This window comes from Sphingomonas sp. GlSt437 (assembly GCF_048015635.2).
In the GTDB taxonomy this organism is placed as follows: Bacteria; Pseudomonadota; Alphaproteobacteria; order Sphingomonadales; family Sphingomonadaceae; genus Sphingomonas.
Genome location: NZ_JBPGYA010000001.1, coordinates 602,516 through 627,258 on the forward strand (window position 1 = coordinate 602,516; position 24,743 = coordinate 627,258).

General features: G+C 65.9%; 31 protein-coding genes. 22 read left to right on the top strand and 9 right to left on the bottom strand.

What is annotated here, in order from left to right; all coding sequences use genetic code 11:
* Window positions 1–26: 26 nt before the first annotated feature.
* The gene (locus ACLB0R_RS03165; protein WP_416641898.1) at window positions 27–455 is read left to right on the top strand and encodes an OsmC family protein; all 429 of its coding nucleotides are present in this window, start codon (window positions 27–29) and stop codon (window positions 453–455) included.
* Between the two features lie 9 nt (window positions 456–464).
* Here ACLB0R_RS03165 and ACLB0R_RS03170 read toward each other — a convergent pair whose 3' ends face one another.
* On the bottom strand, window positions 465–686 hold the full coding sequence (locus ACLB0R_RS03170; protein WP_416641899.1) for a hypothetical protein: 222 nt from the start codon (window positions 684–686) through the stop codon (window positions 465–467).
* 134 nt (window positions 687–820) lie between these two features.
* On the opposite strand from ACLB0R_RS03170, the gene ACLB0R_RS03175 reads away from it, so the two are divergent.
* From ACLB0R_RS03175 to ACLB0R_RS03200, 6 genes are read left to right on the top strand one after another with little or no spacing between them, the layout of a single operon-like run.
* On the top strand, window positions 821–1,603 hold the full coding sequence (locus ACLB0R_RS03175; RefSeq protein ID WP_416641900.1) for a hypothetical protein: 783 nt from the start codon (window positions 821–823) through the stop codon (window positions 1,601–1,603).
* 45 nt (window positions 1,604–1,648) lie between these two features.
* Entirely contained in the window at window positions 1,649–2,026 is a 378-nt protein-coding gene (gene crcB / locus ACLB0R_RS03180; RefSeq protein WP_416641901.1) for a fluoride efflux transporter CrcB, read from the top strand.
* Window positions 2,023–3,126 carry an RluA family pseudouridine synthase gene (locus ACLB0R_RS03185; RefSeq protein WP_416641902.1) on the top strand — a complete coding sequence of 368 codons (1,104 nt, stop codon included), beginning with the start codon at window positions 2,023–2,025 and terminating at the stop codon, window positions 3,124–3,126. The genes crcB and ACLB0R_RS03185 overlap by 4 nt, the downstream gene beginning before the upstream one ends.
* Window positions 3,123–3,782: an HAD-IA family hydrolase gene (locus ACLB0R_RS03190; protein WP_416641903.1), complete on the top strand. Its 660-nt coding sequence runs from the start codon at window positions 3,123–3,125 to the stop codon at window positions 3,780–3,782. Before ACLB0R_RS03185 ends, ACLB0R_RS03190 begins: the two co-directional genes overlap by 4 nt.
* A complete protein-coding gene (locus ACLB0R_RS03195) occupies window positions 3,779–4,000 on the top strand; it encodes a hypothetical protein (RefSeq protein WP_416641904.1) in 222 nt (73 codons plus the stop codon). Before ACLB0R_RS03190 ends, ACLB0R_RS03195 begins: the two co-directional genes overlap by 4 nt.
* Window positions 3,997–4,686 (top strand): ATP12 family chaperone protein, encoded by a 690-nt coding sequence (locus tag ACLB0R_RS03200; RefSeq protein ID WP_416641905.1) that lies wholly within the window; start codon window positions 3,997–3,999, stop codon window positions 4,684–4,686. Before ACLB0R_RS03195 ends, ACLB0R_RS03200 begins: the two co-directional genes overlap by 4 nt.
* A 244-nt stretch (window positions 4,687–4,930) precedes the next feature.
* On the opposite strand, the gene gmk is transcribed toward ACLB0R_RS03200, so the two are convergent.
* From gmk to ACLB0R_RS03215, 3 genes are all read right to left on the bottom strand, one after another.
* Window positions 4,931–5,578: a guanylate kinase gene (gene gmk / locus ACLB0R_RS03205; protein WP_416641906.1), complete on the bottom strand. Its 648-nt coding sequence runs from the start codon at window positions 5,576–5,578 to the stop codon at window positions 4,931–4,933.
* 238 nt (window positions 5,579–5,816) lie between these two features.
* Window positions 5,817–7,196: a class II fumarate hydratase gene (gene fumC / locus ACLB0R_RS03210; RefSeq protein ID WP_416641907.1), complete on the bottom strand. Its 1,380-nt coding sequence runs from the start codon at window positions 7,194–7,196 to the stop codon at window positions 5,817–5,819.
* 96 nt (window positions 7,197–7,292) lie between these two features.
* On the bottom strand, window positions 7,293–7,769 hold the full coding sequence (locus tag ACLB0R_RS03215) for an SspB family protein (protein ID WP_416641908.1): 477 nt from the start codon (window positions 7,767–7,769) through the stop codon (window positions 7,293–7,295).
* Between the two features lie 73 nt (window positions 7,770–7,842).
* Here ACLB0R_RS03215 and hisB point away from each other — a divergent pair, with 73 nt between their 5' ends.
* The 9 genes from hisB (at window position 7,843) to ACLB0R_RS03260 (ending at window position 13,411) form a co-directional block, all read left to right on the top strand.
* Window positions 7,843–8,430, top strand: coding sequence for an imidazoleglycerol-phosphate dehydratase HisB (gene hisB / locus ACLB0R_RS03220; RefSeq protein WP_416641909.1), 588 nt, complete (start codon window positions 7,843–7,845; stop codon window positions 8,428–8,430).
* A gap of 100 nt (window positions 8,431–8,530) precedes the next feature.
* Window positions 8,531–9,136: an imidazole glycerol phosphate synthase subunit HisH gene (hisH, locus tag ACLB0R_RS03225; protein ID WP_416641910.1), complete on the top strand. Its 606-nt coding sequence runs from the start codon at window positions 8,531–8,533 to the stop codon at window positions 9,134–9,136.
* Window positions 9,133–9,870 carry a 1-(5-phosphoribosyl)-5-[(5-phosphoribosylamino)methylideneamino]imidazole-4-carboxamide isomerase gene (hisA, locus tag ACLB0R_RS03230; protein WP_416641911.1) on the top strand — a complete coding sequence of 246 codons (738 nt, stop codon included), beginning with the start codon at window positions 9,133–9,135 and terminating at the stop codon, window positions 9,868–9,870. Before hisH ends, hisA begins: the two co-directional genes overlap by 4 nt.
* The gene (locus tag ACLB0R_RS03235) at window positions 9,867–10,103 is read left to right on the top strand and encodes a hypothetical protein (protein ID WP_416641912.1); all 237 of its coding nucleotides are present in this window, start codon (window positions 9,867–9,869) and stop codon (window positions 10,101–10,103) included. The genes hisA and ACLB0R_RS03235 overlap by 4 nt, the downstream gene beginning before the upstream one ends.
* Window positions 10,100–10,870, top strand: coding sequence for an imidazole glycerol phosphate synthase subunit HisF (hisF, locus tag ACLB0R_RS03240; protein ID WP_416641913.1), 771 nt, complete (start codon window positions 10,100–10,102; stop codon window positions 10,868–10,870). The genes ACLB0R_RS03235 and hisF overlap by 4 nt, the downstream gene beginning before the upstream one ends.
* Entirely contained in the window at window positions 10,867–11,034 is a 168-nt protein-coding gene (locus tag ACLB0R_RS03245) for a hypothetical protein (RefSeq protein ID WP_416641914.1), read from the top strand. Before hisF ends, ACLB0R_RS03245 begins: the two co-directional genes overlap by 4 nt.
* A 5-nt stretch (window positions 11,035–11,039) precedes the next feature.
* A complete protein-coding gene (locus tag ACLB0R_RS03250) occupies window positions 11,040–11,360 on the top strand; it encodes a phosphoribosyl-ATP diphosphatase (protein ID WP_416641915.1) in 321 nt (106 codons plus the stop codon).
* A gap of 6 nt (window positions 11,361–11,366) precedes the next feature.
* Window positions 11,367–11,753 (top strand): histidine triad nucleotide-binding protein, encoded by a 387-nt coding sequence (locus ACLB0R_RS03255; protein ID WP_416641916.1) that lies wholly within the window; start codon window positions 11,367–11,369, stop codon window positions 11,751–11,753.
* A gap of 89 nt (window positions 11,754–11,842) precedes the next feature.
* A complete protein-coding gene (locus tag ACLB0R_RS03260) occupies window positions 11,843–13,411 on the top strand; it encodes an amino acid permease (RefSeq protein ID WP_416641917.1) in 1,569 nt (522 codons plus the stop codon).
* 155 nt (window positions 13,412–13,566) lie between these two features.
* Here ACLB0R_RS03260 and ACLB0R_RS03265 read toward each other — a convergent pair whose 3' ends face one another.
* Window positions 13,567–14,565: an adenosine kinase gene (locus ACLB0R_RS03265; protein ID WP_416641918.1), complete on the bottom strand. Its 999-nt coding sequence runs from the start codon at window positions 14,563–14,565 to the stop codon at window positions 13,567–13,569.
* Window positions 14,566–14,729: 164 nt separating this feature from the next.
* Between ACLB0R_RS03265 and ACLB0R_RS03270 the strand changes: the two genes are divergently transcribed.
* Entirely contained in the window at window positions 14,730–15,092 is a 363-nt protein-coding gene (locus ACLB0R_RS03270; RefSeq protein WP_434953694.1) for a hypothetical protein, read from the top strand.
* Between the two features lie 6 nt (window positions 15,093–15,098).
* Here the strand turns inward: ACLB0R_RS03270 and queG are convergent, their stop codons facing one another.
* Entirely contained in the window at window positions 15,099–16,142 is a 1,044-nt protein-coding gene (gene queG / locus ACLB0R_RS03275) for a tRNA epoxyqueuosine(34) reductase QueG (RefSeq protein WP_416641920.1), read from the bottom strand.
* Between the two features lie 66 nt (window positions 16,143–16,208).
* On the opposite strand from queG, the gene ACLB0R_RS03280 reads away from it, so the two are divergent.
* The 4 genes from ACLB0R_RS03280 (at window position 16,209) to msrB (ending at window position 20,379) form a co-directional block, all read left to right on the top strand.
* Window positions 16,209–17,129 (top strand): ABC transporter ATP-binding protein, encoded by a 921-nt coding sequence (locus ACLB0R_RS03280; RefSeq protein WP_416641921.1) that lies wholly within the window; start codon window positions 16,209–16,211, stop codon window positions 17,127–17,129.
* Window positions 17,126–18,355, top strand: coding sequence for an ABC transporter permease (locus ACLB0R_RS03285; protein WP_416641922.1), 1,230 nt, complete (start codon window positions 17,126–17,128; stop codon window positions 18,353–18,355). Before ACLB0R_RS03280 ends, ACLB0R_RS03285 begins: the two co-directional genes overlap by 4 nt.
* 56 nt (window positions 18,356–18,411) lie before the next feature.
* A complete protein-coding gene (locus tag ACLB0R_RS03290; protein ID WP_416641923.1) occupies window positions 18,412–19,662 on the top strand; it encodes a cytochrome P450 in 1,251 nt (416 codons plus the stop codon).
* Between the two features lie 219 nt (window positions 19,663–19,881).
* Window positions 19,882–20,379, top strand: a complete 498-nt coding sequence (gene msrB, locus ACLB0R_RS03295; protein ID WP_416641924.1) for a peptide-methionine (R)-S-oxide reductase MsrB — start codon at window positions 19,882–19,884, stop codon at window positions 20,377–20,379.
* 28 nt (window positions 20,380–20,407) lie between these two features.
* Here msrB and ACLB0R_RS03300 read toward each other — a convergent pair whose 3' ends face one another.
* From ACLB0R_RS03300 to ACLB0R_RS03310, 3 genes are all read right to left on the bottom strand, one after another.
* Window positions 20,408–20,983 carry a CHAP domain-containing protein gene (locus ACLB0R_RS03300; RefSeq protein ID WP_416641925.1) on the bottom strand — a complete coding sequence of 192 codons (576 nt, stop codon included), beginning with the start codon at window positions 20,981–20,983 and terminating at the stop codon, window positions 20,408–20,410.
* 139 nt (window positions 20,984–21,122) lie between these two features.
* Entirely contained in the window at window positions 21,123–22,574 is a 1,452-nt protein-coding gene (locus tag ACLB0R_RS03305; RefSeq protein ID WP_416641926.1) for an MFS transporter, read from the bottom strand.
* Window positions 22,574–23,401 carry an SDR family NAD(P)-dependent oxidoreductase gene (locus ACLB0R_RS03310; RefSeq protein WP_416641927.1) on the bottom strand — a complete coding sequence of 276 codons (828 nt, stop codon included), beginning with the start codon at window positions 23,399–23,401 and terminating at the stop codon, window positions 22,574–22,576. Before ACLB0R_RS03310 ends, ACLB0R_RS03305 begins: the two co-directional genes overlap by 1 nt.
* Before the next feature lie 149 nt (window positions 23,402–23,550).
* On the opposite strand from ACLB0R_RS03310, the gene ACLB0R_RS03315 reads away from it, so the two are divergent.
* A complete protein-coding gene (locus ACLB0R_RS03315) occupies window positions 23,551–24,696 on the top strand; it encodes an acyl-CoA dehydrogenase family protein (RefSeq protein ID WP_416641928.1) in 1,146 nt (381 codons plus the stop codon).
* Window positions 24,697–24,743 lie beyond the last annotated feature (47 nt).

The window sequence follows — 24,743 nt, forward strand, 5'->3', positions numbered from 1 at the left end:
GGCTAAATCAGCCAAGGAGGCCCGCCATGACGACTCGCACCGCATCCGCTCGCTACGACGGCTTTGGCCGCGAGGGCAAAGGCCATGTCGCGACGCAATCGGGTATCCTCAACGAAACGCCCTACGCCTTCAACACCCGCTTCGGTGACGAGCCCGGCACCAATCCCGAGGAATTGATCGCCGCCGCGCATGCCAGCTGCTTCACCATGGCGCTGAGCTTCGCGCTCGCCGGCGCGGGCTACACCGACGGCACGCTGGAGACGACCGCCAAGGTGACGCTTGCGCAGGAAGGCGGCAATTTCACCATCACGCGATCGGACCTCGAGCTCCACGCAACCGTCCCGGGGATCAGCGAAGAGCAGTTCGCCGAACTCGCTGCCGGCGCCGAAGCGAATTGCCCGGTTTCAAAGCTGTTCAAGGCGGAAATTACGCTGACGCATCACCTGAACGCCTAGCGTTCGGGCTTACAAAAAGCCGAAGCCGAACCACAGCCTGATGATCCCGATGACGATCACCAGGATGTTGAGGTTACGCCCGGCGCTCCCCTTGGCAAGCACGCCAATGACGAGGCCGACCACCGCGATCATGATCGCGAGGTAATTGACGCTGCCGAGGAACGGCACGACGCCGATCAGCGTGAAGGGCAAGGCGCACAGCGCGATGAGCACCGAAAGGATGTTCAGCATATCCATAACATGGTTAGCTGTGTTACTTCTGTCAAGCACTTCGCGCTGATTTCGTGCTGTCGAAAACGATATGCCCAACGCTTCTTTAACCGATGTTGCCGCAAAACAGCCGCCAATGCGCGGGAGCGATTGAGATGGTGGCACGGCGGTTACGGGCACGCGGCCTGGCGCTGGCGCTTTGGGCGCTGCCGCTGGTGCTGTCGCTCGCCGCGTGCCAGCGCAATCCCGACGCCGGCAATGTCGATTCGCTTGATGCCGAGCTGGCCGATCGCAACAACGCCGCCAATGCCCGCGACCCCGCAATGGTGAGCGCGCTGCAGGACGAGATCATGGTCGACCCGCAACTCGCGCAATCGGCCAATCACGATGCAGTGCGCCCGCCCGCCAAGCCCTATGCTGCTCCGGTCCCGACCGATGCGACGACCGCGCGCCCGCCCGCGCCGGTCGATACCGCCAGCCTTCGCCACGCCCCCGCTGCCGATGCCAAAGCGGGCTGCCCCGATTGCGGTGCGGCGAAAAGCGCGGTGACGCTGGGCGCGCTCGCGCAGCGCCAGCGCAATCGCAGCACCGCGGCGTGCGGTGGCCGCATCGGTTATTCCGCTGCTTGGGCCAATCGCCTGCCCGCCGATGTGCCGCTTTACCCTGACGCGCGCGTGATCGAAGCGGCCGGCAACAGCGAGGGCGGCTGCAATCTGCGCGTCGTCAGCTTCTCCTCGCCCGCCGCGCCCGCGACCATGATCGACTGGTATTATACCCGCCTCTCCCAGGCCGGCTTTTCCGCCGAGCATCAGACCGACGGCAATCGCGACGTGCTGGGCGGCACCCGCGACCGCGATGGCGGCGCCTATGTGATCTACGTCACCCGCCGCGACGATGGCGGCAGCGACGTCGACCTCGTCACTAACAACGGCAACTGACAGCAAGCCTTCGCAAGCCCGCGCATTCGCGCTAACGCGGCGCTGATGGCACCTATTCTCCTCGTCATGCTCGGCGGCGCGCTGGGATCGGCGGCCCGACTGTTGGTCGGGCGCGCGATGACGACGCTGCTCGGCGCGGGCTTTCCGTGGGGGACGCTGACGGTCAATCTGGTCGGCGGGCTGGCGATGGGTTTGCTGGCGGGCGGCCTTGCGAAACTGACGGTGCCGGGGGAACCTTGGCGGCTATTGCTCGGCGTCGGCGTGCTCGGCGGCTTCACCACCTTCTCGGCCTTCGCGCTTGATGCCGCGACGATCATCGAGCGCGGCGATTGGGGCGTCGCGCTTGGTTATGCGCTGGTGTCGGTGGTGGGGTCGGTGCTCGCGGTGTTTGCCGGGCTTGGCATCATGCGAGCGTTTGCGTGAGCGGCACGCCCAAAACAGGTGAGGTGCGCCAGTTCACCGTCGCGCCTGACGACGACGGCATCCGGCTCGATCGCTGGTTCAAGCGGCATCTGGCCGAGACCAGCTTCACCACCGTCGCCAAATGGGCGCGCACTGGCCAGCTGCGCATTGACGGCGCGCGCGCGACGCCGGGCGACCGGCTCGCCGCCGGCCAGGTCCTGCGCGTGCCGCCGGCCGAGCCGCCGCGTGCCGATGCCCCCAAGCCGCGCGCACGCAAAGTGCTCAGCGCCGACGAAATCGCCTTTGCGCGCGAGCTGGTGATCCACCAAGACTCCGCCGCGATCGTCATCAACAAGCCGCCGGGCTTGGCGACGCAGGGCGGCACCAAGACCAGCGAGCATGTCGACGGCCTGCTCGACGCGCTCCACAACGGTGACGAGCCGCGCCCCAAGCTCGTTCACCGGCTCGACAAGGATACCTCGGGCGCGCTGCTCATCGCGCGATCGTCGCGCGGGGCGGCGTTCTTCGCCAAAAGCTTTTCCAGCCGCACCGCGCGCAAAGTCTATTGGGCGCTAATCGTCGGCGTGCCCAATATCGAGGACGGCATCATCGACCTGCCGATCGCCAAGCAACCCGGCACCGGCGGCGCGAAAATGCACGTCGACGAGGCAGAGGGCAGCCCGGCGCGCACGCGCTATCGCGTCATCGAGCGCGCCGGCAATCGCGCCGCCTGGGTCGAGCTGCAGCCCTATACCGGGCGCACGCACCAGTTGCGCGTACACATGAACGCGATCGGCCACCCGATCGTGGGTGACGGCAAATATGGTGGGCCGGCGGCGTTCCTGACCGGCGGTGTCAGCCGCAAGATGCATTTGCATGCGCGCCGCATCCGCATCGATCACACCGATGGCGGCGAGATCGACGTGACGGCCGAATTGCCCCAACATTTTGCCGAAAGCATGGGCTTGCTCGGCTTCGACGAAGCACTCGGCAACGCACTCCCCCTCGACGAACCCAAGTTCAACGAAACCGCCGAAGGCAAGCGCCGCGCCGCCGCCAACGCCGCCAAAGCCAAGCGCCGCGAACGCAAGGGCGAGCGGCGCGGGCGGGGTCGCGCATGATCCGCCTCGCCATTTTCGATTGTGACGGGACTTTGGTCGACAGCCAGGCGAATATCTGCCTGGCGATGGAGGAAGCCTTTGCGCTCGCCCGGCTCGAGCCGCCGCCGCGCGCCACCATTCGCCGCGTCGTTGGCCTGAGCCTGGTCGAGGCGATGCGGATGTTGCTGCCGGAGGCCGATGAGCCGCTCCACCAGAGCATGGCCGCCGATTACAAAGCGGCGTTCTTCCGCCTGCGCGGATCGGGCGCGATGGCGGATGAACCCCTGTTCGATGGCATGGCCGAAACGCTGGAATTGCTTGCCGACACCGGCTGGACGCTCGGCGTCGCCACTGGCAAGTCCGATCGCGGCCTGCATCATGTGCTGACGCACCACGACATCCTCCACCGCTTCGTCACCTTGCAGACCGCCGATCGCCACCCGTCCAAGCCGCACCCCTCGATGATCGAGCAATGCATGGCCGATGCCGGCGCCGAACCGGGCGCGACCGTGATGATCGGCGATACCAGCTTCGATATGGCGATGGCACGCGCCGCCGGCACTCGCGCGGTGGGCGTCGCCTGGGGCTATCACCCGCCCGAGGAACTGATCGCAGCGGGCGCGCACAGCATCGCCGAGCAGGTGCCCGATCTGCCGCGTCATATGGAGCCATCATGACCGACGAGCCCGACCCCGCCCGCGCCCGCTATTTCGCCATGGCCGCTGCCCGGCTGGGCGGGGCGGTGATCGCGGTGATCGGGATTGTGCTGGCCGGACGCGCTGTCGACGATGGTCAGCGTTGGGCGGGCGTCGCCGTTACGGTAGTCGGGCTGATCGACATGGCGGTGATGCCGCGCCTGCTCGCGCAACGCTGGCGGACGCCGCCCGCGCCGTGAGGCGTTTCTGGACGGACGTTACCGTGGTCGCCGAGGATGGCGGCCGGGCGATCCGGCTTGATGGCAAGCCGGTGCGCACGCCGGGCCGCGCGCTGCTCGCGGTGCCGAACGGGCAACTTGCTGAAGCGATTGCGGACGAGTGGCGCGCGGTGAGCGAGACGATCGACCCGCGCGCGATGCCGCTGACCGGCCTCGCCAATGCGGCGATCGACCGCATTGCGCCCGATCCCGCTGCCTTCGCTGCTGGTCTGGCCGCTTACGGCGAGAGCGACCTGCTCTGCTACCGCGCCGATGGCCCGGCGGCGCTCGTCGCGCGGCAGAGCGCGGCGTGGGACCCGCTGCTCGATTGGGCGCGAGCGCGCTATGATGTGCATTTCGAGATAGCGACTGGCGTAATGCATCGCCCCCAGCCGCCCGCCACGATCGCGCGGCTGGGCGAGGCAATCGCCGCGCGGTCGGCGTGGGAGCTGGCGCCGCTCTCACCCATCGTGACGATCACCGGCACCCTGGTCGGCGCGCTGGCGTTGGTCGAGGGGGCGATCGATGGCGGAGCGTTATGGGACGCGGCCCATCTCGATGAACTCTGGCAAGCCGAGCAATGGGGTGAGGATGCGCTCGCCATGCAGGCCCGCGAAGCGCGGCGGCGGGATTATGAGGCAGCGGTTCGGTTTTTGACGCTAACTTGAAGAATCGGCGTTTCGATTGCGAATAGCGTTCACCGCAAAACGCACGGTCAGCCCGAGTGTTATGAAAACGATCGCACTTGGTATCGCGACATGAGTCCAGAAATTCTTGTGGCAATCATAGCCCGAAACGCAGTCGCCGAGTGTTTCGACCAGTATAAGAAAAAAGCGAGGGGAGTAACAATAATGGTTGCTACGGCGCATCCCCATTTGCCACCGGGCGTTGTTCCGCTTCGGTAGCGACCGCTCACCGCAACAATTCCCGAATAAACCCGATGATCCCCGTCTGACGTGATCGCTTCAGCCGCTCGGCTGCCAAAATCGTCTTCACGCTTTCATAACATTCATCGACATCATCGTTGACCAGCACATAGTCGTAGCCATCCCAGTGGCTGACCTCGTTGGCCGCGCGGCTCATCCGCGCCTCGATCACTTCCGGCGTGTCGGTGGCGCGGCGTTCCAATCGGGTGCGTAGTTCCGCCATTGACGGCGGCAGGATGAACACGCGCACCACATCGCCGCCGGCCAGCTGGTGAAGCTGCTGCGCGCCCTGCCAGTCGATGTCGAACAAGATGTCGTGCCCCTCGCCGAGCTGGTGGAACACGTCGGCCTTGGGCGTGCCATAGCGGTGATCGAACACATGCGCCCATTCGAGGAATTCGTGATTCTTCACCATCGCGCGAAAACGCTCGAGATCGACGAAGTGATAATCCTTGCCGTCGACTTCGCCGGGGCGGATCGGCCGCGTCGTGTAGCTGACCGACATCGACAATTCGGGCTCGGAGCCGAGCAGCATCTTGGCGATGGTCGACTTGCCCGCGCCCGAGGGCGAAGAGAGGACAAACAAAACGCCGCGGCGCTTGAAACCATGGGGATCGTCAGGGGGGCCGGCCATGGCTGCTAGTGCCGTGACGGTACGCGGGCGTCAAGCGTGGGGTGGTGGGGTCGGGTTGGTTCACGCGGAGGCGCGGAGGCGCGGAGAAATGCCGAACATCAGCTCCAATCCGTCACCCCAGCGCACGCTGAGGTCGCTCGCCGATCGATCCTGCCTTTGCCAACGACCCCAGCTTGCGGTGGGGTGACCCGGAAAATTCAAACCTTCTCCGCGCCTCCGCGCCTCCGCATGAACCAACTCAAACCATCGCCTCGGGCCGCACCAGACGATCGAAGGTCGCTTCGTCGACCAGCGCCAGCGCGAGCGCCGCCTGCTTGAGCGTCAATCCCTCGGCATGCGCGTGCTTGGCGATCTTGGCGGCATTGTCGTAACCGATTTCGGGCGCGAGCGCGGTCACCAGCATCAGCGAGCGGTCGACCAGCTCGGAAATGCGGGCGCGGTTGGGCTCGATGCCTTCGACGCAGCGCTCGGCAAAGCTCGCTATGCCGACCGACAGCAAGTGGATCGAGCGCAGCACCGCCGCGCCGATCATCGGCTTGAAGACGTTCAGTTCCAGATGCCCCTGCATCCCGCCGACGGTGATCGCCTGGTGATTGCCGATCACTTGCGCGGCGACCATCGTCAGCATCTCGCACTGGGTGGGATTGACCTTGCCGGGCATGATCGAGCTGCCGGGCTCGTTCTCGGGCAAGTGCAGCTCGCCAATCCCGGCACGCGGGCCGGAACCCAGCAGGCGGATGTCGTTGGCGATCTTGGTGAGGGAGACAGTGAGGGTGTTGAGGGTGCCGGAAAGGTGGACGAGCGGGTCGTTGGAGGCGAGTGCTTCGAACTTGTTGGATGCGCTCACAAAGGGCTCGCCCGTAATCTTAGCAATCTCCGCCGCAACCGCCTCATCGAAGCCCTTGGGCGTGTTGAGGCCGGTGCCGACAGCCGTGCCGCCCTGGGCCAGCGCGAGCAACTCATCGGTAGCATTGCGCAAGCGGGGTCCCGCTGCAGACACCTGTCGCGCATAGCCGGAAAACTCCTGGCCGAGCGTCAGCGGCGTTGCGTCCTGCAAGTGCGTACGGCCGATCTTGACGATCTCCGCCCATTGGATTGCCTTTTCGGACAGCTCGTAAACCAGCCGCCCCAGCGATAACTTCAGCTCTCGCACTGCCAATACGGCCGCAATATGCAGCGCGGTCGGGAAGCTGTCGTTGGACGACTGGCTCATATTGACGTGATCGTTAGGGTGGACCGGGCTCTTGCCGCCGCGAGTGCCGGTCAGCATCTCGTTAGCACGCCCTGCAATCACCTCGTTGACGTTCATGTTGGTCTGGGTGCCGCTGCCCGTTTGCCAGATGACGAGCGGGAACTGGTCGTCATGCGCGCCGGCAATTACCTCGGCAGCCGCAGCCTCGATTGCATCGGCAAGTTCGGGCGCCAGGCCGTGCGTCCGGTTCACCCGCGCCGCTGCCTGCTTCACGATGGCGAGCGCGTGGATGATGCCGATCGGCATCCGCTCGGTCGCGCCGAACGGGAAATTCTCTGTGCTGCGCTGCGTCTGCGCGCCCCAATAGGCAGTGGCAGGGACCTCGATGGGGCCGAAGCTGTCGGTTTCGATGCGGGTCTGGGTCATGGCAATAATCCCAAAGCCGTCGCCCCAGCGAAAGCTGGGGCCGGTCGCCGTGGTTCCCGATCATGGCGGCCCCAGCTTTCGCTGGGGCGACGAATGCTATTTCTTCCGCTTGAAATCGACGCTCACCACGTTCGACCCGTCGCCCGCGCCATCGCGACCCGCATCGTTGCCGGCTTCGTCATGCTCGGCTTCCTCAGGCACGTCGAGGGCCTGGAAGCGCAGCTCGAAATGCACCGCCGGGTCCTGGAAGCCGGTGATTGCCGCATAGGGAATCGTCAGCTTCGACGCGACCTGGTTGAAGCTCAGCCCCACCGAGAATCTCTCGTCATCCACCGCCAGATCCCAGAAGCGGTTCTGCAGGACGATCGTCATCTCGTCCGGAAACCGCTCGATCAGATGGCGCGGTATCTCGACGCCGGGCGCCTGCGTCTTGAAGGTGATGTAGAAATGGTGGTCGCCGGGCAGATCGCCATTGTCCGCCACCGAGCCGAGCACACGGCCGACCACGGCGCGCAGCGCTTCCTGCACGATCTCATCATAAGGAATCAGGCTATCGGGCAATTCGCCAGTCATGCCCCTTGGAGTAGCGTGCTAATCCCCGTGGTCAAGATTGCGCGCGACCACAAAGCCGCTATGGGAAGGGCCCATGCGGACAGCCACGATTTCGCGCGCCACCAAGGAAACCTCGATCGACGTGACGGTAGGGCTCGACGGTACCGGCACTTACGAGGTTTCAACCGGCATCGGCTTTCTCGACCATATGATCGAGCAGCTGTCGCGCCATTCGCTGATCGACATGAGCGTCAAGACGGTCGGCGATCTGCATGTCGACCAGCACCACACGGTCGAGGATACTGCGCTCGCACTCGGCGAGGCAGTGGCGAAGGCGCTGGGCGACAAGGCCGGCATCCGCCGCTATGGCGACGCGCTCTCGCCGATGGACGAGACGCTGACCCGCGTCGCGCTCGATATTTCCGGGCGGCCCTGGCTGGTGTGGAAAGTGCCCTTCTCGCAAGCCAGGCTGGGCGAGATGGATACCGAACTGTTCGAGCATTGGTTCCACAGCTTCGCCCAGACCGCCGGGCTGACGCTGCATGTCGAAACGCTGTACGGGCAGAACAACCACCACATCATCGAAAGCGCGTTCAAGGGCTTGGCGCGCGCGCTTCGCACTGCAGTCGAGATCGACCCGCGCAAGGGCGGCGCGATCCCCTCGACCAAGGGGGTGCTGTGACGCTCTCCCCCTCCCGCTCGCGGGAGGGGGCCGGGGGGTGGGCACGCGCTGCTAACCCCTCGCCCACCCCCAACCCCCTCCCGCAGGCGGGAGGGGGCTTATGACTCTCGCCCTGATCGATTACGGCGCGGGCAATCTTCATTCGGTGGCGAACGCCCTGAAAGCGGCCGGCGCGAGCGACGTGGCGGTGACCGCCGATCCGCGCGCGGTGCTGAGCGCCGACCGCATCGTGCTGCCCGGCGTCGGCGCATTCGGCGCATGCGCGGCGGCGTTGCGCGCGCTGCCCGGCATGGTCGAGGCGCTCAACGTGCGAGTGCTCGGCGCGGGCGTGCCGTTTCTCGGCATCTGCGTCGGCATGCAGCTGATGGCCAATGAGGGCCATGAATTCGGCACGCACGCCGGGCTCGGCTGGATCGAGGGCGATGTGCAACTGATCGAGCCCGGCGATGCCGCGATCAAGGTGCCGCATATGGGCTGGAACGATGTCGTCCCGACCGCCCCACACAAGCTGATCGCGCCGGGCGAGGCCTATTTCCTCCACAGCTATGCCTTTTCGGGCGATGCGGTGCTGGCAACGACGACGCATGGCGGGCCCGTGGTGGCAGCGATCGGCCGCAACAACATGCTTGGCGTGCAATTCCACCCGGAAAAGAGCCAGCGTTATGGGCTCGCGCTGCTCGAACGCTTTCTCAAGTGGCGGCCATGAGCCTCATCGTCTTCCCCGCGATCGACCTGAAGGGCGGGCAAGTCGTGCGCCTGGCTGAGGGCGATATGGCGCGCGCGACGGTTTATGGCGAAGACCCGCCCGCGCAGGCGATGCTGTTTGCGCAAGCCGGCGCCGAGCATCTCCACGTCGTCGATCTCGACGGCGCCTTTGCGGGCAGCTCGGTCAACGGCGAGGCGGTGAAGGCGATTGTCGAGCGCTTTCCCGGCTATGTGCAGCTGGGTGGCGGCATCCGCAGCCGCGAGAGCATCGAGCGCTGGTTCGATCTCGGCGTGGCGCGCGTCGTGATCGGCACGGCAGCGCTGGACGACCCCGAGTTGGTGCGCGAAGCGGCGCACGATTTCCCCGGCGGCATCGTCGTCGCAGTCGATGCCAAGGATGGCATGGTCGCGACCAAGGGCTGGGCGGATGTGTCGACCACCAGCGTCGTCGATCTTGCCCGCCGGTTCGAGGATGCGGGCGTCGCCGCGCTACTGTTCACCGATGTCGGGCGCGACGGGCTGCTGAAAGGGGTGAACCTGGACGCGACGGTCGATCTGGCGCGCGCGGTGACCATTCCGGTGATCGCGAGCGGCGGCGTGAAGGGCATTGCCGACATCCACATGCTCGCGCTCCATGCGCGCGACGGGATTGAGGGGGTAATTACCGGTCGGGCGCTTTATGACGGGCGGCTCGACCTGGCGGCGGCGCTGAGTGTGGCGAGGGCGGCATCATGACGGCGGTGCTGGCCCTTGCTTTGCTCATGTTGGCGGTGGCGTTGGCAAACGCGTATGTAGCAGTGCGCGAGATACGCAGCGGCGTTGCCTCGCTGAGGCGGGGCGACCAAGAAACGCACCGCTATGACCGCCGTGCCGAACCTGAAAAATTCTGGTTATTTGTCGTTCTGGTGCGGTTTGCGCCGGTCGCCGCGACCATATTCTACGCGTTCTGGATCATTGCCCACCAATGACCCTCCGCGCCCGCGTCATCCCCTGCCTCGACGTCGCCAATGGCCGCGTGGTCAAGGGCGTGAACTTCGTCGATCTGCGCGATGCGGGCGATCCGGTCGAACAGGCGCGCGCTTATGATGCGGCCGGCGCCGACGAGCTTTGCTTCCTCGACATCACCGCAAGCCATGAGGCGCGCGGCACGATCATCGATGTCGTCCGCCGCACGGCGGAAGTCTGCTTCATGCCCTTGACCGTTGGCGGGGGCGTGCGGACGGCGGAGGATGCGCGCGCACTGCTGCTGGCGGGCGCCGACAAGGTCGCGGTCAACAGCGCGGCCGTCGCGCGGCCCGAGGTGGTCGCCGACATCGCCGATCGCTTCGGCAGCCAGTGCTGCGTCGCTTCGATCGATGCGCGCGCAGTGGCGCCGGGGCGGTGGGAAGTGTTCACTCATGGCGGGCGCCAGGCAACGGGGATCGACGCGGTCGTGCATGCCGTCCGGCTCGCTGAGCTGGGTGCGGGCGAGTTGCTCATCACCTCGATGGATCGCGACGGCACCCGCGACGGCTATGACCTGGCGCTGACCCGTGCGATCGCCGATCAAGTCAGCGTGCCGGTCGTCGCGTCGGGGGGTGTTGGCGGGCTCGACGATCTTGTCGCGGGGATCACGCAGGGCCATGCCAGCGCGGTGCTCGCCGCCAGCATCTTCCATTTCGGCGAGGCGTCGATCGCCGATGCGCATCGTGCGCTTGCCGCCGCTGGCGTGCCGGTCAGGACGCCCGCGCCATGAATACCACCGAAGTCCCCGCCCATTCAGGCCTGGTGCGCGAGCGGACGCATCCCGAGCTGTACGACGTCGTCACCTTTGCCTTTGCGGTGCTCGCGGTTATCTTCGTGCGCCGGGCGCTGCGCGCGCGGTTCGCCCGCAAGCGCGACGAGGCGACCAGGGACTAACACGGATGGCCGACGATATTCTCGACTCGCTCGAAGCGACGATCCGCGCGCGGCGTGGCGGCGATCCCGACGCCTCCTATGTCGCGCGCCTCACCGCCAAGGGTCGCGCCAAAATCGCGCAGAAGCTGGGCGAGGAAGCGACCGAAACGGTCATCGCCGCGATGGGCGACGACGCGGTCGAGCTGACCAAGGAAGCCGCCGACCTCGTCTTCCACCTGCTCATCCTGCTCGCCGATGCGGGGCTGACCCTGGACGATGTCCGGTCGGAGCTTGCCCGCCGCGAAGGCGTGCCCGGCCTCACTGAAAAAGCTTCCCGCTCGGAGTGACTCCGTATGCCCATCGACGCCACCCAACCCTATGACGACCAGAATATTTTCGCGCGCATTCTGCGCGACGAAATCCCGTCGAAGCGGGTCTATGAAGACGACTTCGCGCTCGCCTTCCATGACATCAACCCGCAGGCACCGACGCACATTCTGGTGATCCCCAAGGGCGCCTATGTTTCGTGGGACGATTTCAGCGCGCGGGCCTCCGATGCGGAGATTGCTGGCTTCGTCCGCGCGGTGGGCCATGTGGCGCGCGACCTGGGGCTGGTTGCGCCGGGATACCGCCTGCTCGCCAATATCGGCCTCGACGCGCACCAGGAAGTGCCGCACCTCCACGTCCATCTCTTTGGCGGCAGGCCGCTTGGCCCAATGCTGGTCGGTGGTAGCCATTAAGGGATTGCCTGAGGGCGATTTGCGGCTAGGCTGAGCCGATTGAACAACAAAGCGGCGGCAATGACCGCCGACAGGGAGACAGACGACACATGAGCCTGGCGCGGATCAAGCCGCTGGACGCGATTATTGCGACTGCGGAAAAGAAATCGCTGCACCGATCCTTGGGCGCGTTCCAATTGACGATGCTGGGCATCGGCGCCGTTATCGGCACCGGCATTTTCGTGCTGACCGCGACTGCCGCGCAAAAGGCCGGGCCGGGGATGATGCTGTCGTTCGTTGTCGCCGGGCTGGTCTGCGCTTTTGCCGCCCTATGCTATTCCGAACTTGCTTCGATGGTGCCGGTTGCCGGCTCGGCCTATACCTATTCCTATGCGGTGATGGGTGAGTTGATGGCCTGGCTCGTCGGCTGGGCGCTGATCCTTGAATATGCGCTGGGCGCCAGTGCCGTCGCGGTCGGCTGGTCGGGCCATATGGTCGGCTTTCTGGAGGGCTGGGGATTACATTTGCCCCATGCGCTGACGGTGGGGCCGAAGATCGAATGGGGCATCCTGAAGGGCGGCGAGATCGGTGGCCTCATCAACCTGCCGGCCGTGCTGATCACCGCGCTGATGACGTGGCTGCTGGTCATCGGCACCAAGGAAAGCGCGACCGTCAATGCCGTGCTGGTCGCGATCAAGGTCGCGGCGCTGTCGCTGTTTGTTGCGATCACACTGCCGATGGTGTTTGGCCACACCGCCAATTTCCACCCCTTCACACCGCGCGGCTGGGGCAATCCGCTCGACGGCTCCGGCACCGGCGTGCTGGGTGCTGCGGCATCGATCTTCTTCGCTTATGTGGGCTTCGATGCGGTGTCGACGGCGGCGGAGGAAACCAAGAACCCGCAGCGCAACGTGCCCATCGGGCTGATCGCATCGCTCACCATCTGCACCATTTTCTATCTGCTCGTCGCAAGCGGCGTCATCGGATCGTTCGGCGCGCAGCCGCTGGTCGATCCGGCGACCGGCAAGTTCTTCGCCGGCGGCGCGCCCGAGCTTTACGCCAGCGCCGCGTGCCAATCCGCGCATGCGCCGGTGGTCTGCTCTAAGGAAGCGCTCGCTTATATCGCGCGTGAGGTGTCCAACCCGATCTTCGGCCAGCTGATCGCGCTGGCGGCAACGTTCGCGCTGCCGTCGGTGGTGCTGCTGATGATGTTCGGCCAGACGCGCATCTTCTTCGTGATGGCGCGGGACGGGCTGCTGCCCGGCGCCCTCGCCGCCGTCCACCCCCGCTTCAAGACGCCGTGGGTGGTGACGACGATCACCGGTACTGTCGTCGCCGTTTGCGCGGCCTTCCTGCCGGTGGGCACGCTGGCGGACTATTCGAACTCGGGGACGTTGTTCGCCTTCGCCGTCGTCTCGCTCGGCGTGATGATCCTGCGGTTGACCGACAAATCACGCCACCGGCCGTTCCGCACGCCGCTGCTGTGGCTGGTCGCGCCGCTGTCGATCATCGGTTGCGTCGTCCTGTTCGTCAGCCTGGATCGCGCGTCGCAGCTGGTGTTCCTGGCGTGGACGGGGATCGGTCTGCTCTTCTATTTCCTCTATGGCTACCATCACTCCAATGTGGCGCGCGGCATCGTCGAGGTGGACGGTAATGCGGATATGACCGCGATCGGCTGACGCGGTGGTTGCGGCCTGATCTATTATAATCCTCCCCCGTCAGGGGGAGGTGGCAGGCACAGCCTGACGGAGGGGGAGGACTCCCAACCGGCAGCGGTGCTTCCTCCCCCTCCGTCGCCTGCAGCGACACCTCCCCCTGGCGGGGGAGGATTTGGTTAGCCCAGCTTCGCCGCCGCCAGCGCCTTCAGGTCGACCATCGGCCGCGCGCCGACATGGCTGATGATTTCCGCGGCGCAGATCGCGCCGAGCCGCAGCGACTTTTCCAGCCCCCAGCCTTGTGCCTGGCCGTGGAGGAAGCCCGCCGCGAATAAATCCCCAGCGCCGGTCGTGTCGACAACCTTGTCGATCGGCTCGGCGCTAACCTGCGCACGCGCGCCGCCCGCCAGCGCAATCGCGCCCTTCTCGCTGCGCGTCACTACCAAGGTTGGCACTTGCGCCGCGATCTTGGCAACCGCGCCGTCGAAATCGTCGACCTCGGCGAGCGCGAGCAGCTCGTTTTCATTGGCGAAGAGGATGTCGATCAGCCCATCGGCGATCAGCGCGCGGAAATCGCCGCCATGGCGGCCGATGCAGAACACATCGCTCACCGTGAAAGCCACCTTGCGGCCTGCCCCGCGCGCAATGTCGATCGCGGCACGCATCGCGGCGCGCGGTTCCTCCGGGTCCCAGAGATAGCCTTCGAGGTAGAGGATCGCGGCCTGGGCAATCAGATCATGATCCAGCGCGTGCGCGGGCAGGAATTGCGAGGCGCCGAGGAAAGTGTTCATCGTTCGCTGCCCATCGGGCGTCACGAAGATCAGGCAGCGCGCGGTGGAGGGCTCGCCATCGCGCGCCGGCGTGTCGAAATGGACGCCGGCAGCGCGGATGTCGTGCGCGAACACCTGGCCGAGCTGATCCTTGGCGACTTGACCGATGAAGCCGCATTTGCTGCCGAGCGCCGCCATGCCGGCGACGGTATTGGCCGCCGATCCGCCGCTCGCCTCGGTGCCCGGGCCCATTTTCGCATAGAGCGCGTCGGCTTCCGCCGGCGAGAACATCAACTGCATCGAGCCCTTGGTCATGCCTTCGCGGACGATGAACCCGTCGTCGCAGGGCGACAGCACGTCGACAATGGCGTTACCGATCGCGACGATATCAAGCGCGGGCGTGGTCAAGTGGGGTTCTCCGGCACGGGGATAAGTTGGCGCGTGCGTTAGGGGCGCCAGCGGCGATGCGCAACTCCCACGCGGCAAACGGCGCATTTGATGATTGCCCTTGGGCGCGCAATCAGGAAGGTGGCGGGATGATCATATCGCGCCGCCGCACCCTTCCCCCCACCATGCTCGCCACCTTGGCGGCCCTGCCGCTGGCGGCGTGCGGCGGGACGACCCCGCCGCCTGCGGTCGGCTTCCAGCCGCCGCCGGCCCGCCCCAGTTACGGCCCGGTCGGGCTCGAGCGCGTGATGGGCAAGGATGCGGCGCAACTGACCGCGCTGTTTGGTCATGCCGATGCCGATGTCAGCGAAGGCACGGGGCGCAAACTGCAGTTCCAGAGCGCGATCTGCGTGCTCGACGCCTATCTCTACCCGGGCGGCGGCAAAGGCGCGGTCGTGACGCATGTCGATGCGCGCCAGACCGACGGCAGCCCGATCGACCGCGCCAGCTGCGTCGCGGCGATAGCGCGGCGCGGCGGCGGGAAGTAGCGGATATCAACCGCGACCAGCGGCGGGCTCCAGCTCGCCTAATGCCCACGCGGCTGCCTCACTGACAACCGCTGACGGATCGTCGACGAGGTGCTCCAACGCCGGCACCAGCGTCGTGTCGGCGCTATTCCCCGCCGCGATCGCCGCGTTGCGCACCATGCGGTCGCGGCCGATGCGCTTGATGGGTGAGCCGGCGAACACCCGACGGAAACCAACGTCGTCGAGCGCGAGCAGATCGGCAAGGCGCGGCGCCACCAGTTCCGCGCGGGGCAGAAACGCCAGGTTCGCGCGCGCCGCATCGGCGAACTTGTTCCACGGGCACACGGCCAGGCAATCGTCGCAGCCATAAATGCGGTTGCCGATCGCGCGGCGGAATTCGGGCGGGATCGGCCCCTTATGCTCGATGGTCAGATACGACACGCAGCGCCGCGCATCGAGCCGATAGGGGGCCGGGAAAGCGTCAGTCGGGCAGGCCCGCTGGCAGGCATCGCACGACCCGCAGCGATCACGCGCCGGCGCATCGGGCGCGAGATCGAGCGTCGTGTAGATCGCCCCCAGGAACAGCCAGCTACCGTCATCCCGGCTGACAAGGTTTGTATGCTTGCCCTGCCAGCCGAGCCCGGCCGCTTCCGCCAGGGGCTTCTCCATCACTGGCGCCGTATCGACGAATACCTTTACGTCGGCGTCCGGCGCCGCCTCGACCAGCCACCGGGCCAGCGCCTTCAACTGGCGCTTCACCACATCGTGATAATCCTGGCCCTGCGCATAGACCGAGATGCGACCGCGATCGGGATGCGCGGCGAGCGCCAGCGGATCGGTGGCGGGCGCGTAACTCATGCCGAGCGCGATCACGCTCCTGACCGCCGGCCACAAGGCTTGCGGGGCGCCGCGCTGATGCGCGCGCTCGGCCATCCACAGCATCTCGCCATGCATCCCCTCCGCCAGCCACGCGCGCAGCCGCTCGGCGGCGGCCGGAATCGCGTCGGCGCGCGCAATGCCGCACGCCGCAAAGCCGAGCGCAGACGCTTTTTCCTGGATTAACCCGTTCAATGGCTTGTGTTCGTCCACATGCCCCCGCTACCACGGTCGTGGGCGAGGAGCGGGAAAAATTCGCGAATGAACGATCAGCTGGCGGTCAGCGCGCAGGGCCTGGTGAAGAAATTCGGTGGGCGGCGGGTCGTCGACGGGGTTGATCTCGCCGTGCCCAAGGGCACCATCTACGGCGTGCTCGGGCCCAATGGCGCGGGCAAATCGACGACGCTGCGCATGCTGCTCGGGATTATCGAGCCCGATGCCGGCGTCCGCGCGCTGCTCGGGCATGACCGGCCACGCGAAGTCGGCGATCGCATCGGCTATCTGCCCGAAGAGCGCGGGCTTTACCCGGCGATGAAAGCCAAGGAGGCAATCGCCTTCATGGGCGCGCTGCGCGGGCTCGACTGGCGAGTGGGGCGCAAGCGCGCCGCCACCTTGCTTGAACAAGCCGGGCTGGGCCATGCTGCCGATGACAAGATTCGCAAGCTCTCCAAGGGCATGGCGCAATTTGTTCAGTTGCTCGGTTCGGTCGTCCATCAGCCCGACCTGCTGGTGCTCGACGAGCCGTTTTCGGGTCTCGACCCCGTCAATCAGGAGCGGCTGGAAGCGCTGATCCGCGCCGAGCGGGATCGTGGCGCGACCATCTTGTTCTCCACCCACATCATGAGCCACGCCGAGCGCCTTTGCGACCGGCTGGCGATCATCGCCGGCGGCAAGCGCAAATTTGAAGGCACCGTGGCGGAGGCGCGCGCCACCCTGCCCCAAATCGTCCATTATACGCCCGCAACCGATGGCAATGACCTGCGCGCGCTGCTCCCCGCTGATGCGACCGCGGAAGGCCCCGGCTGGCGCTTCACCTTGCCTGACGCCGGCATCGAGCCCTTGCTCGTCAAGCTGATCGACAGCGGCCATGGCATTGCTGGCCTGTCGATCGAACGGCCCGGCCTGCATGACGCTTTCGTCAACATTGTCGGCCGCAAGGCGCTGGAGGAAGCTGCTTTATGATCCGCCAACGCCTGCTTCGCCAGACGCTGACCATTGCGCGGCGCGATTTCGTCGCGACCGTGTTCACGCCGCTGTTCCTGGTATTCCTGCTCTCGCCGCTGATCATGATCGCCTTCGGTGTCGTGGGCGGTATTGGTGGCGCGACACTGGCGCGCGGCAGCACCGATCGTGAGCGGATCGCGGTCATCGCGCCGGCCAGCGACAAGCCGGCGCTCACCGCCGCCGATGCGCGGCTGCGCCAGGTGTTCCGCCCCGATGAAGCGCCGCCGGCGCTCGAAGTGCTCACGCCCAAGGGCGACACGGCAGCGCAGGCGCGGACAGCGATGGAGGACCATGAAGCGGATACCGCCGCCGTGCTCTATGGCCCGCTCGACCAGCCCCACATCCGTTACGGCGCGCACGGCAAGCGCACGGCCGATTATCTTGCTGCGCTCGCCGAAACCGTGCTGCGCGACCGGGCGAGCGGCGCGGCGACGGCGCTCAGCCATCCCGACAAGGCGCCGTTCGAGCGTATCAAACCGACCAAGAGCGGCCACAGCCAGGCTGCCTTCTTCGCGGTGTTCGGCATCTTCTTCCTGACCCTGTTCCTGTCGACCCAAGCGGTCGGCACGATGGCGGAGGAACGCAGCAACAAGGTGATCGAGGTGCTTGCCGCCGCCGTGCCGCTGGAAGCCGTATTCCTCGGCAAGCTGATCGGCATGTTCGGCGTTGCGGTGCTGTTCGTCAGCTTCTGGGGCACGCTTATCAGCCAGGCGATCCAGCTGCTGCCTATTGACGGGGTGCGCGTGTTCGGGGATGTCGGGCCGGCGGTCGGCGTGCCGGCGTTCGTCGTATTGTTCTGCGCCTATTTCACCATGGCGTACATGCTCTTGGGCGCGGTGTTTCTCGGCGTCGGCGCACAGGCGCAAACAATGCGCGAGATCCAGATGCTGTCGCTGCCGATCACTATCGTCCAGATGGCGATGTTCGGCCTGTCATCGGCCGCCGCATCGTCACCCGGGTCGACGATCGCGCATGTTGCCGAGATTTTTCCGCTCAGTTCGCCCTTCGCGATGGCAGCGCACGCCGCCAATTCGCCAGAGCTATGGCCGCATGCGCTGGCAATTGCGTGGCAAGCCTTGTGGGTCGGCGTCACCATCACCATCGGTGCGCGCGCGTTCCGGCGCGGCGTGCTCAAATCCGGCGCCGGCCCCAAGCGTGGCAAAGCTAGCGCCCAGCCCGGCTGAAACGTTATTGACACGAATGTAAGTTAATGCTCTCTTGGTGGCGATAGGAGAGGATAATGGCGACTCTTGCACAGGAAGTGGCGACCCCCGGCAAGGCGGCGGTCGATCCGTTCGATGTCAGCCGGCCCGAGCTTTACACCGAGGATCGCTGGCAGGAACCGTTTCGCGAGTTGCGCGCCAAGGCGCCGATCTACAAGGTCGAGCATAGCGATTTCGGCCCCTTCTGGTCGGTGAGCACCTACAAGCCGATCGTCCATATCGAGTCGCTGCCCGATATCTTCTCATCGGAAGCAGGCGGCATCACCATCGCTGATTTTGACGAGTCGCGCGGTGACGTGAAGATGCCGATGTTCATCGCGATGGACCGGCCCAAGCACACCGGCCAGCGCCGCACCGTCGCGCCGGCGTTCACGCCGTCTGAGATGGTGCGCATGTCGACCGACATCCGCCGCCGCACGGCCGAGATTCTCGACAGCCTCGACTGGGGCAAGACCTTTGATTGGGTCGATACCGTCTCGATCGAGCTGACGACGCAGATGCTCGCCATCCTGTTCGATTTTCCGTGGGAAGATCGCCGCAAGCTGACTTTCTGGTCCGATTGGGCCGGCGATATCGAACTGGTCAAGAACGAGGAAAAGCGCGCCGAGCGGCTGCAGCACATGTATGAATGCGGTGGCTATTTCACCAAGCTGTGGAACGAGAAGGTCGGCAAGGAACCGACACCCGACCTCATTTCGATGATGATCCACTCCGAGGCGATGAGCGAGATGGATCAACATGAATTTCTCGGCAACCTGATCCTGCTGATCGTCGGCGGCAATGACACGACGCGCAACTCGATGTCGGCGGCGGCGTACGGCCTCGACCTCTTCCCCGACGAGCGCGCCAAGCTCGAAGCCGATCCGTCGCTGATCCCCAATGCCGTGCAGGAAATCATCCGCTGGCAGACCCCGCTCGCGCATATGCGCCGCACTGCGACACAGGATACCGAGGTCGACGGCGTGACGATCAAAGCGGGCGACAAGGTCGCGCTCTGGTACCTCTCGGCCAATCGCGACGAAAGCGTGTTCGGCGATGATGCCGACAAAATCATCGTCGACCGGCCCAATGCGCGTCGCCACCTGGCGTTCGGCCATGGCATCCACCGCTGCGTCGGCGCGCGCCTTGCCGAGCTGCAGATCGGCATCCTGCTCGAGGAAATGGCGAAACGGCGCATGCGCGTGAATGTGGTGGGTGATCCGGTGCGCGTCGCGGCGTGCTTCGTCCACGGCTATCGGAAGCTGCCGGTTGAGATCAGCAAATATTGATCGACCCAACCCGTCACCCCGGCCTTGAGCCGGGGTCCCGCTGCAATCAGGCGGTTGAAGCAGCGGGACCCCGGGTCGAGCCCGGGGTGACGACATGATTATTCAGGTGAGTTGGCCATCCACACTGGCAGGGCCACGCATCTATTTCCATCTACCGGCGTAACTTCCGGCACACCCCGCGCGAAGGACGCGGATATCAGAGCCGAAGGATCCGTAGCCATGAGTAATCGACGCGAATTTCTGACCGTTGCCGGTGTCGCCACTGGCGCCGCCGCACTGTTCGCCTTTCGCGGCGCCCGGCCGGCGATGGCGGCGACGGGCAAGTTCGAATTCCAATTGAGCGATGCCGAGTGGCGCAAGCGCTTGTCGCCCGAAGCTTATCGCGTGCTGCGTCAGGAAGACACCGAATACCCCTTTACCAGCCCGCTGCTGAAGGAGCATCGCGCCGGCACCTTCATCTGCGCGGGCTGCGCGCTGCCGCTGTTTTCGTCGAAGACCAAGTTCGACAGCGGCACCGGCTGGCCGAGCTTCTGGCAACCGTTGCCGCACGCCGTGGCGACACATACCGACAGTACGCTCGGCATGACGCGCACCGAAGTGCATTGCCGGCGCTGCGGCGGCCATCTCGGCCATGTGTTCGACGATGGCCCGCAACCGACCGGCCTGCGCTACTGCATGAACGGCGTCGCGCTGAAATTCGCGCCCGGCCACGCCTGACCGCTGGAGAGCGGTCCCGATCAGCTGATCAGTTGGTCGGGCCGCCCGCGGTGAAGGTCATGACCGCATCGAGGCCATGGCCCGGCTTGTCGCTGCTTGAGGCCAGGATCACCGGCGCGCTGTCGGCACCATCGCGATAGATGAAGCCCTTGGTCGGGTAAGATGTCAGCCCCAAGTCACCGAGCGGTGCGAACCAGACCTTGACCTGGCTCCAGTCGTTGTTGGGCGACACATCGATCGCGCGCACGTCGCGCTCGATGCCGCCACGACGCGACCAGTTGGCGTGAGTCAGCAGCACTTCACGATCACCGACGATCTGGCTCACCATCGCGACATGGCCCATCCGCATGTGGCTGGTCGCCGCGAACGCGAGCACCGCACCGACACGGGGCGCATGGCCACGGGCATAGCGCCCTTCGGCTTGTGCCCACCAAGTATTGGCATTGCCGCGCAGCTCGATGCCTGAAACTTCGCGCGCATAGGGGACGCATTGCAGCGCATGGCCGGCGTGATGCGCATGGTGCCGCGCCATCGCAGGCGTCGCCATCGCCAGGCCGCAAGAAACCACCAGCGCGAAACGCGCTGTCCAGGCCTTGATCGTCATGAATCCCCCAAAAGGACCGTCTGAAGTGTTGATTGGGAGCTAGCGGCACGATGCGCGGTAGGGAACCCCATCGCGCTCGTTTCGGGATGAGTCGTTTTGTCACGGCGATGACTTGACCCGCGCCAGGCGGAACCAGCGTTCAGCCGCGCTCGACGCCGAGCCGGGCAAGCCGCTCGAGATGCTCCGCGCGGCCAAACGGGAAGCGCGACGTCAGCAGCGAGGCGATGCCGTAAAGCGTGAACATCAGCACGATGAACCAGATCACCAGCCGCGAGACGACTGCGGGACTGAGCGTGGCGGCATCGGCGCCGATCGGAAATGCCGATGCCGCCAGCACCGCGCTCGCCAAGAACGTCCCCAGCCCGGTCGTCGTTTTCTGAATGAAGAACGAGCCGGCGAAGAACACACCTTCCGATCGCTGGCCAGTGCGCAACTCAGCATCCTCGACCACGTCGGACAACATCGCCGAGCCGAGGATGAACGCCGCCACGCCGGCCGTGGTGTTGACGCCCAGGATCACCAGCAGAAGCGGCACCATCCATGGCGACGTGTCGGGCGGGAAGGCGCCCAGCTGCCGCAGCACATAGGGCAATACGCAGAGCACGGCATTAGCGAACGACAACATCATGCCGATGCGCGGCTTGTCCCCACCCCTTGCTGCCTGTGGCGCGAGCACGAACGCGCCCATCGCCCCGGCGAGCAGCGCCACCGCAACAAGCTGATATTGGGCGCCGTGCAAATGCCAGACATATTGGTAGAGATAATTGGACAGCGCGAACGACAGCCCCTGCGCGGTGTAAGCGAACAAGCTTGCCGCCATCAGCACCGCGAAGGCGCGGTTTTGCACCGTTTGCCGGAACAGCGCGAAATGCTCGGCCAAGGTCTGGCGCACCGTTGTCACGGCCGGCATGAAGCGCACTTCGCGCTGCAAGCCCAGCGACGACAGGATGATCGCGACGGCCATCGCCAGCGCCCCGAACAGCGCCATCCGCGAATAGCCGGCGCCATTGCGCAAGCCGACCGCGTGCGCGGCATCGGGCACCAGGAACACGCCATAAGCCAGCGCCAGCATCGCCAGCCCGCCGAACCAGCCGAACAGATAGCGGTACGAGAACAACCGCGTCCGCTCGTCATAATCCGACGACAATTCCGGCCCCAGCGCCGAGGCGGGAATCTCGAAGGCGGAGAGCGCCAGCCGCGTCAGCAACGCGCTCCCGAAAAGATACAGTGCCAGCGCGCCGTGCGACCAGCCGGTCGGCGGGTTCCACAGCAGCACCCAACCCAGCGCGACCGGCAGCGCCGAGCCATACATCCATGGGTGGCGGCGACCGAGCCGGCTGCGCGTATGGTCCGACAGATAGCCGACGAGCGGATCGGCAAAGGCTTCGATCACCAACGCGGCTAGGATCGCCGAGCCGACCATCGTTGCCGGCAGCCCGACGACCTGATTGTAGAACAACAGCAGAAAGGTCGCGAAGCCATTGTCCTTGATGCCATAAGCGATCGAGCCGAGGCCGAACGACAGCTTGGTGAACAGCGGCAGCCGGCGCGCCGGTGGCGCGCCGCTTGGGGCCGCGCCGGGGCCGTGCATCAGCGAAACGCCTCGAGCGTATCGAACAGCGAGGGCGCATCGACATCCCAGCTGTGGCGCGGGCCGGTGAGCATTCCGCCATCGACCAGGATGTGCGTGCCGGTAACGAAGGCGGCATCGTCGCTGGCAAGATAAGCGACCGCGGCGGCGATATCCTCGGGCCGGCCGGCGCGCTGGACCGGCTGCGCATGTGCCGCAATGCCGGCAATCGCCTGATTGACCACGGTCCGCTGCTCGCCCTCCACGCCAATGGCGCTCGCGAAGATGTTGGTGATGATGAAGCCCGGGCACACGGCGTTGACGCGGATGTGGTGGCGGGCAAGGTCAGTGGCGGCGAGCCGCGTCAAGTGCAGCACGCCCGCCTTGGCAACCGAATAAGCCGTCGGCGCCGCGCCGGTCTGCAATGCGGCGATCGAGGCGGTGTTGACGATCGCGCCGCCGCCGCGCGCCGCCATCAGGGGTGCGGCGTAGCGGATGCCCATCGCGACCGAGCGGAGCAGCAGCGCCTGCGTCCGGTCCCAGCCATCGGCGTCGATCTCGTCGATCGGCTCGCGCGCACCACCCGCGCCGGCATTATTGAACAGCACATCGATGCCGCCGGCTGCATCCGCCGCCAGCATCAGCGCCTCGATATCCGCGACTTTCGTGACATCGGTACGCTGGAACCGGATGCGGCCATTGGACGTCGCCGCCAGCTCCTCGCCGCCCGCCACATCGACATCGCCGATCCAGACCTCGGCGCCCTCTTCGACCAGCCTGAGCGCAGTTGCGCGGCCAATGCCCGATGCGCCGCCGGTCACGACGGCGCGTTTGCCCGCGAACCGCATTATCGATCCTCTCCTTATTTGGGCGGGAGCATAGGTGGGCGGTGGCCAGGGTCAATCGCGGAAGTTTTGAAGATCGGGTTTGGTGCCCGGGCTTGCGGTGCGGCGCTCGCTGCAATAGGCGCTAGGGCCGAGAAACACGGGGAGAGGAAATGGCGCTAGACCCGGAAACCTTCGACGCGCTGATCGACACGGTGCGCCGTTTCGTGACCGAACGGCTGCGCCCGCTGGAGGCGCAAGTCGAGGCTGACGACGCGATCCCCGACGCGATCGTGCGCGAAATGCGCGAGTTGGGGCTGTTCGGCTTGTCGATCTCGCCCGATTATGGCGGCCTGGGGCTGACGATGGCCGAGGAATGCCGCGTCGCGATCGAGCTCGGCCGCACCACGCCGGCTTTCCGCTCCACCTTCGGCACCAATGTCGGCATCGGCAGCCAGGGCCTCGTCATGGCCGGCAACGACGCGCAGAAAGCCGCGTGGCTACCCAAGATCGCAAGCGGCGAAGTCGTTACCAGCTTCGCGCTGACCGAGCCCGATGTCGGCAGCGACTCGGCGAGCGTGAAGACGCGCGCAGTGCGCGACGGCGATGTCTATCGCCTGTCAGGCACCAAGCGCTACATCACCAATGCCGACAAGGCCGATCTGTTCACCGTGATGGCGCGAACCAGCGACGATCCCGGTGCACGCGGCGTTTCCGCTTTCCTCGTGCCGCGCCGCTCCGCCGGGCTGACCGTCGGCGAGCCCGAGAAGAAGATGGGGCAAAAGGGCGCCAAGGTCGCCGACGTCAATTTCGACGGCGTCGAGGTGCCGGTCGAGAATCGGCTGGGCGCGGAAGGCGAAGGCTTTAAGATCGCGATGCGCGTGCTCGATCGCGGGCGGCTGCATATCTCGGCAGTGTGCGTCGGCGTCGCGGAACGGTTGATCGCCGATTGCGTGGCCTATGCGAGCGAGCGCAAGCAATTCGGCAAACCGATCGCCGAGCATCAGCTGATCCAGGCGATGATCGCCGACTCGAAAACCGAAGCGCTCGCCGCCCGCGCCCTGGCGCTGGAAACGGCGGCAAAAAAGGACCTTGGCGAGGACGTCGTGCTCGAAAGCTCGGCCGCCAAGCTGTTCGCCAGTGAAATGGTCGGCCGCGTTGCCGATCGCGCGTTGCAGATTTTCGGCGGGGCGGGCTACATCGCCGATTACGGCATCGAGCGGCTCTACCGCGACGTGCGGCTGTTCCGCATTTACGAAGGGACGACGCAAATCCAGCAGCTGATCGTCGCGCGCGAAACGGTGAAGCGCGGGGGGTAGAGCTGTTCGGTCGCCCCGGCGAAAGCTGGGGCCGCTGGCGATCATTA